The following is a 13,100-nucleotide window of genomic DNA, read 5'->3' on the forward strand; positions in this document are numbered from 1 at the left end:
GAAACCCGAAACCATTATGCCCGTCAGACCCGGAGTTTTGGTCGACCGAAGGTATTCATCATGGCAACGCTAGAACTCAAGAACCTGCATGCGGAGGTCGCCGAGGAGGGTGGGGAGACCATCCTTCGTGGTGTCGACCTGGAAGTATCGTCCGGCGAGATCCACGCGCTGATGGGCCCGAACGGCTCGGGCAAGTCCACCACGGCGAAGATCATCGCGGGCCACCCGGCCTACGACGTGACCGACGGCGAGGTCCTGCTCCACCTGGAGGAGGGTGACTTCGGCGAGGACTTCGAGATCCCCGAGGACAAGCGCACCTGGAACCTGCTCGACCTGGAGCCCAACGAGCGTGCGGCGCTCGGTGTCTTCCTGGGCTTCCAGTACCCGGCCGAGATCGAGGGCGTGACGATGGTCAACTTCCTCCGGACGGCACTCAACGCCAAGCTCGAGGAGCGCGAGGAGCTCTTCGAGGACGAGGAAGAAGACGCCCAAGCCAGCCCCGACGACGAGGAGGACGAGGGGTACGACACCTCCCCGATGGAGGGCCCCGCCGACGAGGGCGAGGTCGGTGTCGCCGAGTTCCAAGAGCTCCTGGCCGAGAAGATGGAGCAGCTGGACATGGACGAGCGGTTCGCCCAGCGCTACCTGAACGCCGGCTTCTCCGGCGGCGAGAAGAAGCAGAACGAGGTCCTGCAGGCCGCCATCCTCGAGCCGTCCGTCGCGGTGCTGGACGAGATCGACTCCGGACTGGACATCGACCGGCTCCAGGACGTTTCGAAGGGCATCAACGCGCTCCGTGACGAGCAGGGAACCGGCATCCTCCAGATCACGCACTACCAGCGCATCCTCGACTACGTCGAGCCCGACCACGTCCACATCATGCTGGACGGGCAGGTCGTCAAGAGCGGCGACTCCTCCCTGGCCGAGAAGCTGGAGGACGAGGGGTACGACTGGGTCCGCGAGGAAGCGTTCGAGACGGCCTGATACCGTGAACAGCCTCAAGAGTACGCGACCCCAACCCACACACAACACATGAGTTCAGATCAAGACCATCTACAGGAGACCGACACCGAGGCCCGCTTCGAGTTCAAGAAGGACGAGGCCTCGGCGTTCAAGTCCGAGAAGGGCCTGACCGAGGAGACCATCCGGGTCATCAGTGAGGACAAGGACGAGCCCGAGTGGATGCTGGAGCGGCGCCTGCGCGCGCTGCGCCAGTTCCAGGAGATGCCGATGCCGACCGACTGGCCCGGCCAGCCGGACCTCTCGGAGGTGGACATCGACGAGATCGTCCCGTACATCCGTCCGGACATCGACACGCGCGGCGGCGTCGACGACTGGGAGGACCTCCCCGAGGACATCAAGGACACGTTCGACAAGCTGGGCATCCCGGAGGCCGAGAAGAACGCCCTGTCGGGCGTCGGCGCCCAGTACGAGTCCGAGATCGTCTACCAGAACATGCAGGAGCAGTGGGAGGAGAAGGGCGTCATCTTCTGTGACATGGACAAGGCGGTCCAGGAGCACGAGGAGATCGTCAAGGAGCACTTCATGACGAAGTGCGTCCCCCCGAGCGACAACAAGTTCGCCGCGCTCCACGGCGCCATCTGGTCCGGCGGCTCGTTCGTCTACATCCCGGAGGACACGACCGTCAACATGCCGGTCCAGGCGTACTTCCGGATGAACAGCGAGGGGATGGGCCAGTTCGAGCACACGCTCATCATCGCCGAGGAGAACTCCGAGGTCCACTACATCGAGGGCTGTTCGGCCCCGAAGTACTCGGAGTTCAACCTCCACTCCGGCGGCGTGGAGGTGTTCGTCCGCGAGGGCGCCCACGTCCAGTACTCGACCGTCCAGAACTGGTCGAAGAACACGTACAACCTGAACACGAAGCGCGCCATCGCCGAGAAGGACGCCACGATGGAGTGGGTCTCCGGCTCGATGGGCTCGAAGGCGACGATGCTGTACCCGTCGACCATCCTGAAGGGCCCCGGCGCCACGGACAACCACATCACCATCGCCTTCGCTGGCGAGGGCCAGGACATCGACACCGGCGCGAAGGTGTATCATAACGCGCCGAACACGAAGTCCACCATCGAGTCCAAGTCCATCGCCAAGGACGGCGGTCGGACGAACTACCGCGGTCTCGTCCACATCGCCGACGGCGCGGAGAACTCCTCCACGTCGGTCGAGTGTGACGCGCTGATGTTCGACAACGAGTCGACCTCCGACACGATGCCGTACATGGAGATCGAGGAGTCGAAGGTCGACGTCGCTCACGAGGCGACCGTCGGCAAGATCGGCGACGAGGACGTGTTCTACCTGCAGTCGCGCGGCCTCGACGACGACGACGCCAAGCAGATGATCGTCGCCGGCTTCATCGAGCCCATCACGGAGGAACTGCCAATCGAGTACGCCGTCGAGCTCAACCGCCTCATCGAACTCGAGATGGAGGGGTCGCTGGGCTGATGTCGGTACAACTGGAAACCATCAGCGAGGAGACGGTCCGCGAGCTGAGCGAGGCCCGCGACGAGCCCGAGTGGCTGCTCCAGCAGCGCCTCGATGCCCTGGAGGCGCTCGACGAGCTGCCGTTCCCGGACGTCATCCAGACGCCCGGCCGCACGTGGACGGACCTGGCCGACCTCGACTACGAGTCGATGGTCGACCCGTTCTCCCAGACCGAGGAGAAGGAATGGGAGGCCGACGAGGGCATCGACGTCCTCCCGTTCCACGAGGCCGTCGAGCGCGAGGAGTCGCTCGTCCGCGAGGCCTTCGGCTCCGTCGTCGACCCGGAGACCAACTACCTGACGGCGCTGTCGACGGCGCTGTTCAGCACGGGGACGGTCATCTTCGTCCCCGAGGGCGTCGACGCCGAGGATGTCACCATCCGGACGACGATGAACGGCCGGTCGCTGTTCAACTACACCCTCGTCGTCACGGAGAAGTCCGCGTCGGTCACCATCCTGGAGCGCCAGGAGACCGGCGACGACCTCGACGGCGCACGCTACTACTCCGGCCTGACCGAGATCGTCGGCGGGGAGAACGCCTACGTCCAGTACGGCAGTCTCCAGGACCTCGACCAGACCACCTACAACTACCAGCTGAAGGAGGCCGAGGTCGACACCTACGGGACGGTCGACTTCATCGACGTCAACATCGGCTCGCGGCTGACGAAGGCCTCCGTGGAGACCCACCTGAACGGTGACTCCTCGGAGACGAAGATGGTCGGCGCCTTCTACGGCCACGACGACCAGCACTTCGACATCGATGCCCGTGTCTGGCACAACGCCGAGCACACGACGGCCGACCTGGTCACGCGTGGCGTCATCGACGACCACGCCCGCTCGGTCTACGAGGGCGTCCAGAACGTCGGCAAGGAAGCCTGGGACACCAGCAGCTACCAGCGCGAGAACACGCTGATGCTGAGCGACGAGTCCGAGGCTGACGCCTCGCCGAAGCTCATCATCAACAACCACGACACCGAGGCCAGCCACTCGGCGACGGTCGGACAGGTCGACCAGCAGGACCTGTTCTACATGACCTCGCGCGGCGTGAACGAACGCCTCGCGAAGAACATGCTCGTGGAGGGGTTCTACGTGCCCGTCCTCGAGGAGATCGAGGTCGAGGAGCTCCGCGAGGACCTCACCCAGCGCGTCCGCGAGCGTCTTCGAGCCCGAGCGTAACGCGCGTTCACCCCTCACTTCTACTCTCCCTGCGTTCTCCGGTCCACTTACACGCCGGTAAGTGCCCCGGCTTAGTTGTCGGTTATCGAACAGTTATGGGTGGTGAGTGGCCCCGTACAGGTATGCAAGGCACACCATCGTCAGCGACCCGCCGGTCGTTCCTCAAGACCACGGGAGTCCTCGGAGCCGTGGGGATGTACGGCCAGCAAGCATCCGGCGCCGCCGGGTCGTCGTCGGCATCGCTCGCAACCACCAGCGCTACCAGTGAGGACACGCTCTCGAGAGCCTGTGTGCTCGGCCCAGACCAGACGATACTCGGTGGCGACATGATCGTGGGTCGTGACGGTTACGACACCATCCAGGGCGCCTGGGACGACGCCCACGACGGAGACACCGTCCACGTCCACTCCTCGTACGACGCCGAGGCGGCGGGCGAGCAGTTCCCCATCGTCCTCGACTACAGCGAGAAGGAGGTCATGGTCTCGGGCGGGCACCCCTCGGGGTCCGTCGTGGACGCGAGCCACGCCAGCGAGGACATCTTCCACGTCGAGGGGGTCGCCCAGTACGACTACCGGAACCACCCGATACTCCAGAACCTGAAACTCGTCGGGGGGAACGTCGGCCTCCGCATCAAGGGCGCACCGCACAATCTGTTCCAGAACCTCGTCGTCTTCGAGACGGGGAGTCACGGCATCACGCTGGAGGAGGGGACCGGTCCCGACGGCGACTCGCTGGGTTCGTTCGGGAACACGTTCCTGAACTGCCAGGTGTGGAACGCCGGCGGCGACGGCTTCCGCGAGTTCACCGCCGCGAACCCCCACGCCACGAACTACGCCTACTGCAAGGCGATGGCATGTCAGGGCGTCGGGTTCCGGCTCCGCGGGTTCATGACGAAGGTGCAGGGCGGTGACGCGGAACTCAACCACAGCTACGGGTTCGACATCCGGAGCGGGCAGGGAATCCACCTGAGTAACGTCTACATCGAGGGGAACGCCCGCGACGAGGACTACCCCCTGGAGGTGTACGGGAAGAACGCCCACGGCCTCGTCATCGAGGGCTGCTACCTGCACGGCATCAACCCGCGCACGACGACGCACTCGTACGACTGGGTCCAGCGTGGCATCAACGTCCACGACTCCCGGCACGTGGTGGTCCAGAACTGCACGATGCGCCGGTACGGCGACGGTGGTATCGCGCTGTTCGGGTGCGCTGACGCCGACGTCCACATCCCGTCGCAGAACTGCTCCGAGGCCGACCTGCTGGCGAAGGACCCAATCGCCAACGGCTGTACCCGGGTGCGGAGTGACGGCGTCATCCTCCCCCAGGACCTCGCGCCGGTCGAAGGGAGCTTCGAGGGGGACCAGGGGTACCACGTCGACGGGAGCGACATCTCGCCGGCGGTCTGGTACGGTGGGGAGTGGCACGTCGCCGCGACCCAGACCCTGAGCGAGGCGACCACGCAATGACCCGCCCCGACGAGTCGGCGCCGAGCGGGTCCACGCTAGGCGAGGGCGACGCCGACGGTGCGGAGGATGGCACGCTGGCGCGGTACGCGGGCGTGGTGGCGACGGCCGTGCTGGGTGGCTGTTCGTTCGTCGCCGACCGGGCCGCCCCGCTGGACCGTGAATCGGTCGACGCCGAGGACGGACAGCTCTCGAACCGGATGGGACGGCCAGGCGGCGCGAGCCCCACCCCCTCGGAGACGGCGACCGAGACGACATCCCCCACCCCGACGAGCACCGCATCCCCGACGCGGACCGCCTCGCCGGAGCCAACCGACACACAGGTGTCACCCGACGGCTGGGACGACCACACGACGCCGGAGCCGGCCGACGAGTCACCGACCCCGACGGAGACGGCGCGGCCGGCGCCGAAGACGGACGCGACGTACGGTGGCGCCGGAGGCGGGAGCGGTGGCGGGAGCACTGGTGGAAGCGACGGTGGAAGCGGTGGGGGCGCAGGAGCCAGTGGCGGCAGCAGTGGCACTGGTGGCGGGAGCGCCGCTGTCGCCCCCACGACATCCACCCCTCGGTCGACGACGACCGAGACGACGACCAGCACGTCGACGCCCACGTCGACCCCCACCGGGTCGCCGACACCGACGGCCCGGACTCCGTTCGAGACGGTGAGCGAGAGCCCGTCCGAATCGCTGACGGGGACGGTGGCCGTCTCGGACCGGGAGACGGGGTACCTCTGTCAGGTCGACACCGGAGCCGCCGTGTCCATCGCCTTCGCGGGCGAGGCGGTCGACGGCGGGTCGGTGAACTGGTATCTGGGCGACGCCAGCGCGCTGGCGTCCTACTGGGACGGCAGCGAAGAGAGCCTGTCCGCCTCGTTCCACGAGTGGTCGGCGTTCGATTTCGGGCCGTTCACCACGGGCGGCGGGGCGACCGCGCTGCTGGTCGAACCAGTGGACGACCCCGTGACGCTCTCCTACGCAATCACGGTCCGGTGAGACGTACGGGTCCGTATCCGACCCTCAATCGAAGTCCGGCAGGTCCTCGGGTGGCTCGTAGTCGGCCTCCCAGTCGATGTACTCCTCCTTCAGCACCTCGCAGACCACCTGCCCGAGTTCCGTGAGCCCGGCGTTGATGGCCGAGACCGTTCCCCACGAGTCGAGGTCCGGGTGGAGGTCGCGGACCTTCCAGTCCTCGGGGAGTCCCGGTGCGTGGTAGCCAACGCGGTCGGCGAAGTCGTCCCAGAAGAAATCGAAGCGCGAGGGCAACTCGAGGTCGAGCGCGATCTGCCAGTCGGCCGCGTCCATCTGTGCGGTCTCGGCCCACTCCGCGAACGCCTCATCCCAGGCCCCTTCCTCGAGGAACGTCTGGAGTTCGTCGCGGCGGTAGTCGTCCCCCTGCACCTCGGCGTCGTCGTACTCGTCGGGGTCGAGGTTCGGCTCCAGTTCCGGCGGCGCCGGCGGCTCGACGTCCAGTCCCATGCGTGCGGGTTGCGCGTGGTGGGCGATAAACCCGTGGGCACCGGCGGGACAGCGGAGAGCGGCGTGGGTCGACCGGGGACCGGCAGCGCGAAGTGCCACGCCCGTCACCGGCCGGTCGTGCCCCGCGATTCGCCGGTCCCGGGCGCCCGGGTCGTCCTCGCGCTCGGAACGGTGTTCGGCCTCGCCTCGCTCGTCCGGACCGCCGTCGTGACACCCGGCGAGGTCGCGCTGAACTTCCGGGTGTACTACGGGGCTGCCGAGGCGTTTCTGGCCGGAGGGCCGCTGTACGGCCAGTCGCCGGTCGGAACCGACTGGCTGGTCTACCTCTACCCGCCGCTCACCGTCCTCGCGTTCGTCCCGTTCACGCTGTTGCCGCTGGCGGCGGCGTACGTCGTCTTCACCGCGCTCTCGGTCGCCGGCGGGCTGGCGCTCGCGGGAGTACTCATCCGGGCTGTCGAGCGACACGGCCAGTCGCTCGGGCGTGTCGACCGACTGCTCGTGGCTGGCTTCGTCGTCTGTGGCATCTACACGGTGCCGTCGCTGGTGTTCGGGCAGGTGAACCTGCTGCTCGCGCTGGCCGTCGCCGTCGGGTTCGTCGCGCTGGCGTCCGGTCGGGACCGCCTCGCAGGGAGCGCGCTGGGACTGGCGGCGTTCGTGAAGGTGTTCCCGGCCGGCTTCGGGCTGTGGCTCGTTCGGCGGCGGTCGTGGCACGCGGTGGGAGCGGCGGTCGCGACGGGGGGCGGACTGCTCGCTGCGGGCCTCGTCCTCGGGCCGGCGGTGACGGTGGCGTACGTGACGGAGGCACTCTTGCCGCGAACCGCCCGGGGAGCGTTCACCGGGGGACTGGGACCGAACGCGACGTTCCTGACGGTTCGGCGGCCGCTGTCACTGCTGTTCCCGGGCTCCTCGGTGGCGCGGACGGTGGGAGCGGTCGCGCTGCTGGCACCGGTCGTCGCAGTCGGGTGCTGGCGGGTCGACACGACGCGCCGGCGACTGGTCGCCACGTTCACTATCGTCGCCGGCGTCCTGCTGGCGCTTCCCTCGTATCCCATCTACTACGTCGTCCTCGCGTATCCGCTGGTCCCGTTGCTGTACCTGTTCGAGGGGCCGGGGCGACGGCTGTTCACGGTCGGCGCCGCGCTGGCGATGGCGACGGTGTACCTGAACGACGTTCGTGCCGGCCTGACAGCACTCGGACTACCGGCGCCGATGCACGATGCGCTCCTGTCGGTGCTGACGCCGCTCCTGACCGTCGGGACGGTTCCGCTCTACGGGTTCGCGCTCTGTCTCGCCGGCTGCCTGCGGTATCAGGTGGCCGGGGGGCGGGACGACCCCTCAGCCACGCGCGGCAGACGCGCGTCTGACGAACGTTGAAGTAGGAAGAGCGACGAAACATTGGCACGATGGGCAACAAGAACAAGACCATCTCCTTCAGGGTCAACGAGGAGTCGTTCGAGGCCCTGCAGAGCATCGCCGAGGAGCGTGACATCTCGCTCTCGGCGGTCTTCCGTGACTACGTCGAGATGCTCGTTGCCCACGACGGACAGGTGCAGGTCGTGCCCGAGCACCAGCTCGACGACTCGACCACCTCGCCCGCCGAATCCTTCCCGCCGAAGGTCGAGGTCCCCAAGTCGTTCGTCCGCGAGCACGAGCGCCTCGAACTGGAGTCCGAACACCTCCGTGAACAGCTCGACGAGTACAAGAAGTACGTCACGAAGCTCTCCCAGCGCCTCGAGGAGGAGGAGAACGAGGAGGTCATCCACCTCGAGGACCTCGACGACGGCGAGGAGGAAGAGGAACCGTCGTTCCGGCTGGGTTGAACGCGACCCCCGGGCCCGAGCCGTTCTGCGATATCACTCGGCAGCCGTCTCCGTCTCGGCGTCGTCACCGCCCGAGCCGCTGGTCCGCGCCCGGACGAGCGTCACCAGATACGCCGCCACGACGATGACAAGCGCCGGCGCCGCGGCCGCGAGGATGCGACTCTCGGTGGCGAGCCACGCGCCCCCCGCGAGATACGGGTAGAGCAGGAGCACGAGGATGTACCACTGTCGTCGTTCGATCCGGTCGAGCTTCTGCTGGAGGGCGTCGTCCATACGCGAGGCCAATGCGATGTGACCGGCATAAGCCTTCCCGGTGGTGACCGCGCCGACCTACCACTCGGGCGGGTAGTCGTAGCCCTCGAGCGGCGGTTCCGCACCCACCCACTCCGCCCGGCCGGCGGACGATTCGAGCGTCACCGGCGCATCGCCGTCGAGGGTGTAGGTGAGCGTCACGTCGGCCAGCGAGCAGTGGGCGTTGTAGCGCAGCGACTCGTCGGGCGCCATGTAGGAGACGGTCTGCCACTTCACGTCCTCCGGCGCGCGGACGGTGACCCGGAGGTCGACCCCCTCGCCGCTCCCGGAGAAGCGCCAGAAGCCCGGCTCGTCGTGCTCGGTGGTGTTGGACTTCGGCCCGACGACGTGCTCGAGCCGGTTGAGTGCGTGGACCTCGCCGTCCCGGCGCAGGCAGATGGAGAGCGTCCCCTCGATGTCGAGGGCCTCCAGCACGACCGAGCGGTCCTCGAACTCGTTGCACTGGATCCAGGTCCACGAGTCCGGCGGCGAGGAACCGAGCGTGTGCCCCTGGTGGCCGGGGGCGTCCTCGAACTCGATGGTGCGGTCGCCGACGGTCACCTCGCCGTCCATCCGGACGGCCTCGTTGGCGCTCCAGTGTTTTCCCGTCCCGATGGTCTTCGCCAGCACGTCCGTCAGGCGCTCGCTCCGCAGCGGCGTGAACGAGTACGGGTCCGGGTCGTAGGAGAGGTCCCACGACACCTCGCCGCCCTCGTGGCCGGGGTCGCCGTGGTCGGCGTCCTCGCCGCCACCGTCCGCGTCGAGCGGGATGGAGCCGACCGCCGACGAGGATGTGAGTTCGGCGTCGTCGATGGTCAGCGAGAACGAGGGCGTGCCGCGTGCGCGGACCTGCTCGAACGGGACCGACCGCGTGACGAAGACGGAGCGGTCGGGGTCCTCGCGGTCGGTCAGCGCGGCCCACAGCCGCCCCTCCTGCCGGCCACCCTCCGTCGACAACAGCGTGTACCGGTACCAGAACGCGACCGAACCGTCGGTCGGACTCACCAGCGAGTACCACACCTCCCGCCCCGGCTCCCCGACCGGCAGCGGCCAGTCGAGTACCGGGTCGTTGTCCTCGGGTGCCATGCGTTATCGCATCGACCGCACTGGAGGCAATAAGGATGGTGGAACCCGGAAGCGCGTGGCGGTCAGTCAGCCTGTCCGCGCTTCATCTCCGCCTCGACCGCGTCGGTCACGGGGACGATGGGGGAGTCGGGAGCGAGGGCGATGTAGAGCCCGCTGTCCCCGTACAGGACTCGCAGGAGCGTCATGTCGTCCATCTGGGTGATGATGGAGCGGACCCGTCCGGCGTTGGGGAGGAGCGTCTGCTCGTAGGCGTCGCGCTCGAGGAAATCCATGTTCAGGTGACTGAGCACCTGGTCGTAGTGCTCCTGCAGGTGTGCCTCGTCACGGTACATGTCGAGGATCTCGTCGGCGACGTAGAGGGTCCTGAACTCGTCGGCCGTGAACTCGACGAACGACAGGACGCCGTCCTCGGGGGCGGCCTCGCGTGCCGCCTCGAGTGCCGCGGCCGCGTCGAAGTCGGCGAGCTCCGCGTCCCGCGTGAGTGGCATGCCCCCTCCTCCGGGAGCCGACCGCATAAGTCCGTCCACTATCCGACATCCGTAGCGAGGACAATCTATTTGCGCGGGTGGCCCGACCGTGGGCCATGCGCTGGGAGACGGCGGAACTCGACCGCCTCCGCGACGTTCCGAACACGCTCATCCTCGGGCCATCCGTCGACGAATCGGTCAACGAGGCGGGGAGACGGCTCCTCCGTGGCGAGGCCGACACCCCGACCCACGCGCTGGTCGTGACCTTCGTCAAGGGACCGGACAGCTGGGTCGAGGACTGGCGCCGGACCGTCGGTGACCTCCCCGAGGACCTCGTCATCGTCACCACCACGGACGGGTTCGGTGGGAGCGACGTCGGCGACGGGACGGCCAGCAGTCAGGGCGTCACGACGGAGTACGTCTCCTCCCCGGGCGACCTGACCGGGCTGGGCATGATCATCGGCAAGTACCTCGAACGCTGGTACCAGGACGAGGGGGACATCCGCGTCGTCTTCGACTCGTTGACGACCATCCTCCAGTACGGCGAGCCACAGAACGTCTACCGCTTCCTCCACCTGATGACCACCCGGTTCGACGGCGCCGACGCCTCGGCCTACTTCCTGTTCGACCCCGAGACACAGGACCCACAGACCGTCGCCACCATCAAATCCTCCTTCCAGGCCATCGCCCAGTTCGAAGGGGACGGCGAGTGGGAGGTGAACCAGCGATAGCTACCCTACCACACAGATATATCTAGAATTGTGATTATAATGCATCTTCCAACGTCATAGAAGTTTTGTAGCCCCGCCCAGATTCGAACTGGGGTCCTAGGCTCGCTTCCGGAACGGGCACGAACCCGGCTCCGTCCAAAGGCCCATATGATTGGCCGCTACACCACGGGGCTCCAGCAACGAGTTGCGCCCCGGTGAGAAATAGCGTTACGGTTGTGTTGTCGGATCCGGAATCTCGATATTCCCAGCCTCGGCTCGCTTGTGACAGGAGCGGCAGAGACAGATGACGGTATCCATACTGTGGGCGGCGTGGGGCTCATCGAACGTCCGGACCGTGGAATCCGAAAGTGGAGCCCTGCTCAGTCCGCGGCCTCGGACTCGACCTCCCGGTCGATGTCGAGGTCGGAGACCAGATGACAGCAGACATCGAGTTCGGCGTCGAAGCAGTCCGGGCATGAGGGGTCGCGGTCGATGATGGTGTCGAGGCGGTCCCCGACCGTCTCGTCGATGACCGACTCCAGCTGTCGGGCCTCGGCGCGGAACTCCTCGACCTCGAGCACCTCGACGAGGAAGCGCTCGATGATGCAGTAGGTCTGGAGCGCGTCGCGGGCCCGTTTGATGCCCTCGTCGGTGAGGTCGACGCCCTTGTACTTCTCGTGGTCGGCGAGGCCGGCGGCCTCGAGCTTGCCAATCATCTCGTTGGCCGAGGCCGGCGAGACATCGAGCGCGTCCGCGACCTTCCCCGTCGAGGCGGGGCCGTCCTCCTGCTCCTGGACCAGATAGATCGCCTTGAGATACTGGTTCTGGGTGTTCATGCGCGGGCCTCCATCAGTCGGGTGACCTCCTCGACGCCCTCGGCCTCGTCCTCGCGGATGCCCCGGAGCGTCTCGAGCAGCCGGTCGCGGTCGACGCTGAACCGGACGTCCGAGCCCTCGATGGCGGTGATGAGGTCGTCGTAGAACTTGTAGGCGGTCTCCTCGCTTGCGAGCTGGTCGTAGAGGACGCCGTCGGTGTCCGTGTCGGATTCGTAGCGGGCCGCGACCAGCTGTTCGATCTCCTCGTAGGCGACCGGGTCGCCCTCGAGCTCGTCGACGAGCGACTCCAGTTCGGTACGGTGGCCGGCGGACTCCTCGGCGGCCTCCTCGAGGAGAGCCTCCAGTTCGGCGTCCCGTTCGTCGTCGTCGAGCGACTCGAAGTGCTTGTGCGCGCGCGCCTCGACGACCTCCTCCAGCACCATCCCGATCTGGAGGAGCCGGGCGAGCTGGTGGTCGGAGGCGACCGGGTACGAGAGGCTCACGCGCTCCCACCGCGCGGGCGCGCCTGTACTGACATACCGTCCTGTCGGGTATCCGCGGACTTAAGCGGTTCCCTCGGCGGGTTCGTGGCCCGGGCAGAACAGCGGGTGGACGGAACGGGGTCGTCCGGCGCGGTGCTGGCGCTCGGTGGGTGGAACAGCGAAGAAGCCGGAGTCGGCACGGATAGGACCCGGACGGGAGACGTTTTCCACGGCCCGTACGGCACGTCCGTCGTCACGGACACGTTAGCCGGGCTCGCACCGGCCTGCCCTGGTGGGCTTTCGTCGGGCTCTCACCGACCGTTGTGCTCGTGTCGTCGGTTTCACGAACGTCGCTCACACGACCTCCGCTACTTTGCCTTCGCGTCCGGCCATCCGGATGGCCGGATGGTGGGCCGCTGTGGTTCTCCTTCGAGGCGTTCTCCTCGTGACCCTATTACGGGTCCTTCGGTGGTTGCCCCCAACTCGACCTCGCTGTCGCTTCGGCCGAGTCGTCCGGTGTGTCCCCGTGGACTCCGGCAGCAACCTGTACTGAGGAACCGGGAGGATATAACTGTTTTGGTACATGGTACCAACCAACACGATTCGACTGCCCGACGGGGGTTCTCACTCGCGAGGAACGGCGATGTTCCGAACTCGGCCCCGGCACTCCGGGCAGGCATCCTGGTGACCATCGACGACGACGCGGCAGCCACAGTCGTAGCACTCGTAGGTCGCTTCACGGGGGGTGTACGGGTCGGTGAAGTAGCTCACGTATGTCGTTCGTTCTCTCCACCGGTAAACCGTTACCCTAAGA

Annotated in this window: 15 protein-coding genes and 1 tRNA gene; 8 read left to right on the forward strand and 8 right to left on the reverse strand. The window is 67.1% G+C overall.

Annotated elements, in window-relative coordinates; translation table 11 throughout:
• Positions 1–60: 60 nt before the first annotated feature.
• The 5 genes from NL114_RS20190 to NL114_RS20210 all read left to right on the forward strand — a co-directional run bounded on the left by NL114_RS20190 (position 61) and on the right by NL114_RS20210 (position 6,132).
• Positions 61–984 (forward strand): ABC transporter ATP-binding protein, encoded by a 924-nt coding sequence (locus NL114_RS20190; protein WP_254822717.1) that lies wholly within the window; start codon positions 61–63, stop codon positions 982–984.
• A gap of 48 nt (positions 985–1,032) precedes the next feature.
• The gene (sufB, locus tag NL114_RS20195) at positions 1,033–2,463 is read left to right on the forward strand and encodes a Fe-S cluster assembly protein SufB (RefSeq protein WP_254822718.1); all 1,431 of its coding nucleotides are present in this window, start codon (positions 1,033–1,035) and stop codon (positions 2,461–2,463) included.
• A complete protein-coding gene (gene sufD / locus NL114_RS20200; RefSeq protein ID WP_254822719.1) occupies positions 2,463–3,677 on the forward strand; it encodes a Fe-S cluster assembly protein SufD in 1,215 nt (404 codons plus the stop codon). Before sufB ends, sufD begins: the two co-directional genes overlap by 1 nt.
• Before the next feature lie 122 nt (positions 3,678–3,799).
• Positions 3,800–5,143: a right-handed parallel beta-helix repeat-containing protein gene (locus tag NL114_RS20205; RefSeq protein WP_254822720.1), complete on the forward strand. Its 1,344-nt coding sequence runs from the start codon at positions 3,800–3,802 to the stop codon at positions 5,141–5,143.
• The gene (locus NL114_RS20210) at positions 5,140–6,132 is read left to right on the forward strand and encodes a hypothetical protein (RefSeq protein ID WP_254822721.1); all 993 of its coding nucleotides are present in this window, start codon (positions 5,140–5,142) and stop codon (positions 6,130–6,132) included. The genes NL114_RS20205 and NL114_RS20210 overlap by 4 nt, the downstream gene beginning before the upstream one ends.
• 24 nt (positions 6,133–6,156) lie before the next feature.
• On the opposite strand, the gene NL114_RS20215 is transcribed toward NL114_RS20210, so the two are convergent.
• Positions 6,157–6,615: a DUF7992 family protein gene (locus NL114_RS20215; protein ID WP_254822722.1), complete on the reverse strand. Its 459-nt coding sequence runs from the start codon at positions 6,613–6,615 to the stop codon at positions 6,157–6,159.
• Between the two features lie 117 nt (positions 6,616–6,732).
• On the opposite strand from NL114_RS20215, the gene NL114_RS20220 reads away from it, so the two are divergent.
• Complete coding sequence (locus NL114_RS20220; RefSeq protein WP_254822723.1) at positions 6,733–7,989, forward strand: glycosyltransferase family 87 protein; 1,257 nt, start codon at positions 6,733–6,735, stop codon at positions 7,987–7,989.
• A gap of 29 nt (positions 7,990–8,018) precedes the next feature.
• Complete coding sequence (locus NL114_RS20225) at positions 8,019–8,435, forward strand: DUF8146 domain-containing protein (protein WP_254822724.1); 417 nt, start codon at positions 8,019–8,021, stop codon at positions 8,433–8,435.
• A gap of 33 nt (positions 8,436–8,468) precedes the next feature.
• Here the strand turns inward: NL114_RS20225 and NL114_RS20230 are convergent, their stop codons facing one another.
• The 3 genes from NL114_RS20230 to NL114_RS20240 form a co-directional block, all read right to left on the reverse strand.
• Positions 8,469–8,708: a hypothetical protein gene (locus NL114_RS20230; RefSeq protein ID WP_254822725.1), complete on the reverse strand. Its 240-nt coding sequence runs from the start codon at positions 8,706–8,708 to the stop codon at positions 8,469–8,471.
• A gap of 57 nt (positions 8,709–8,765) precedes the next feature.
• Positions 8,766–9,812, reverse strand: coding sequence for a hypothetical protein (locus NL114_RS20235; RefSeq protein WP_254822726.1), 1,047 nt, complete (start codon positions 9,810–9,812; stop codon positions 8,766–8,768).
• A gap of 62 nt (positions 9,813–9,874) precedes the next feature.
• The gene (locus tag NL114_RS20240; RefSeq protein WP_254822727.1) at positions 9,875–10,300 is read right to left on the reverse strand and encodes a DUF7522 family protein; all 426 of its coding nucleotides are present in this window, start codon (positions 10,298–10,300) and stop codon (positions 9,875–9,877) included.
• Between the two features lie 95 nt (positions 10,301–10,395).
• Between NL114_RS20240 and NL114_RS20245 the strand changes: the two genes are divergently transcribed.
• A complete protein-coding gene (locus NL114_RS20245; RefSeq protein ID WP_254822728.1) occupies positions 10,396–11,010 on the forward strand; it encodes a DUF7504 family protein in 615 nt (204 codons plus the stop codon).
• 68 nt (positions 11,011–11,078) lie between these two features.
• Here NL114_RS20245 and NL114_RS20250 read toward each other — a convergent pair.
• From NL114_RS20250 to NL114_RS20265, 4 genes are all read right to left on the reverse strand, one after another.
• A tRNA-Gln gene (locus NL114_RS20250) sits at positions 11,079–11,183 on the reverse strand.
• A 186-nt stretch (positions 11,184–11,369) separates the two neighbouring features.
• Positions 11,370–11,825, reverse strand: a complete 456-nt coding sequence (locus tag NL114_RS20255; RefSeq protein ID WP_254822729.1) for a metal-dependent transcriptional regulator — start codon at positions 11,823–11,825, stop codon at positions 11,370–11,372.
• Positions 11,822–12,307 (reverse strand): ferritin-like domain-containing protein, encoded by a 486-nt coding sequence (locus NL114_RS20260; RefSeq protein WP_254822730.1) that lies wholly within the window; start codon positions 12,305–12,307, stop codon positions 11,822–11,824. The genes NL114_RS20255 and NL114_RS20260 overlap by 4 nt, the downstream gene beginning before the upstream one ends.
• Positions 12,308–12,910: 603 nt before the next feature.
• Positions 12,911–13,057, reverse strand: coding sequence for a rubrerythrin-like domain-containing protein (locus tag NL114_RS20265; RefSeq protein WP_254822731.1), 147 nt, complete (start codon positions 13,055–13,057; stop codon positions 12,911–12,913).
• Positions 13,058–13,100 lie beyond the last annotated feature (43 nt).

The organism is Haloglomus halophilum (genome assembly GCF_024298885.1).
Lineage (GTDB): Archaea > Halobacteriota > Halobacteria > Halobacteriales > Haloarculaceae > Haloglomus > Haloglomus halophilum.

Coding starts and splice junctions, on each gene's coding strand:
- NL114_RS20190 (WP_254822717.1), top strand. CDS start 61: ATGGCAACGCTAGAACTCAAGAACCTGCATGCGGAGGTCGCCGAGGAG.
- sufB (WP_254822718.1), top strand. CDS start 1,033: ATGAGTTCAGATCAAGACCATCTACAGGAGACCGACACCGAGGCCCGC.
- sufD (WP_254822719.1), top strand. CDS start 2,463: ATGTCGGTACAACTGGAAACCATCAGCGAGGAGACGGTCCGCGAGCTG.
- NL114_RS20205 (WP_254822720.1), top strand. CDS start 3,800: ATGCAAGGCACACCATCGTCAGCGACCCGCCGGTCGTTCCTCAAGACC.
- NL114_RS20210 (WP_254822721.1), top strand. CDS start 5,140: ATGACCCGCCCCGACGAGTCGGCGCCGAGCGGGTCCACGCTAGGCGAG.
- NL114_RS20215 (WP_254822722.1), bottom strand. CDS start 6,615: ATGGGACTGGACGTCGAGCCGCCGGCGCCGCCGGAACTGGAGCCGAAC.
- NL114_RS20225 (WP_254822724.1), top strand. CDS start 8,019: ATGGGCAACAAGAACAAGACCATCTCCTTCAGGGTCAACGAGGAGTCG.
- NL114_RS20230 (WP_254822725.1), bottom strand. CDS start 8,708: ATGGACGACGCCCTCCAGCAGAAGCTCGACCGGATCGAACGACGACAG.
- NL114_RS20235 (WP_254822726.1), bottom strand. CDS start 9,812: ATGGCACCCGAGGACAACGACCCGGTACTCGACTGGCCGCTGCCGGTC.
- NL114_RS20240 (WP_254822727.1), bottom strand. CDS start 10,300: ATGCCACTCACGCGGGACGCGGAGCTCGCCGACTTCGACGCGGCCGCG.
- NL114_RS20245 (WP_254822728.1), top strand. CDS start 10,396: ATGCGCTGGGAGACGGCGGAACTCGACCGCCTCCGCGACGTTCCGAAC.
- NL114_RS20255 (WP_254822729.1), bottom strand. CDS start 11,825: ATGAACACCCAGAACCAGTATCTCAAGGCGATCTATCTGGTCCAGGAG.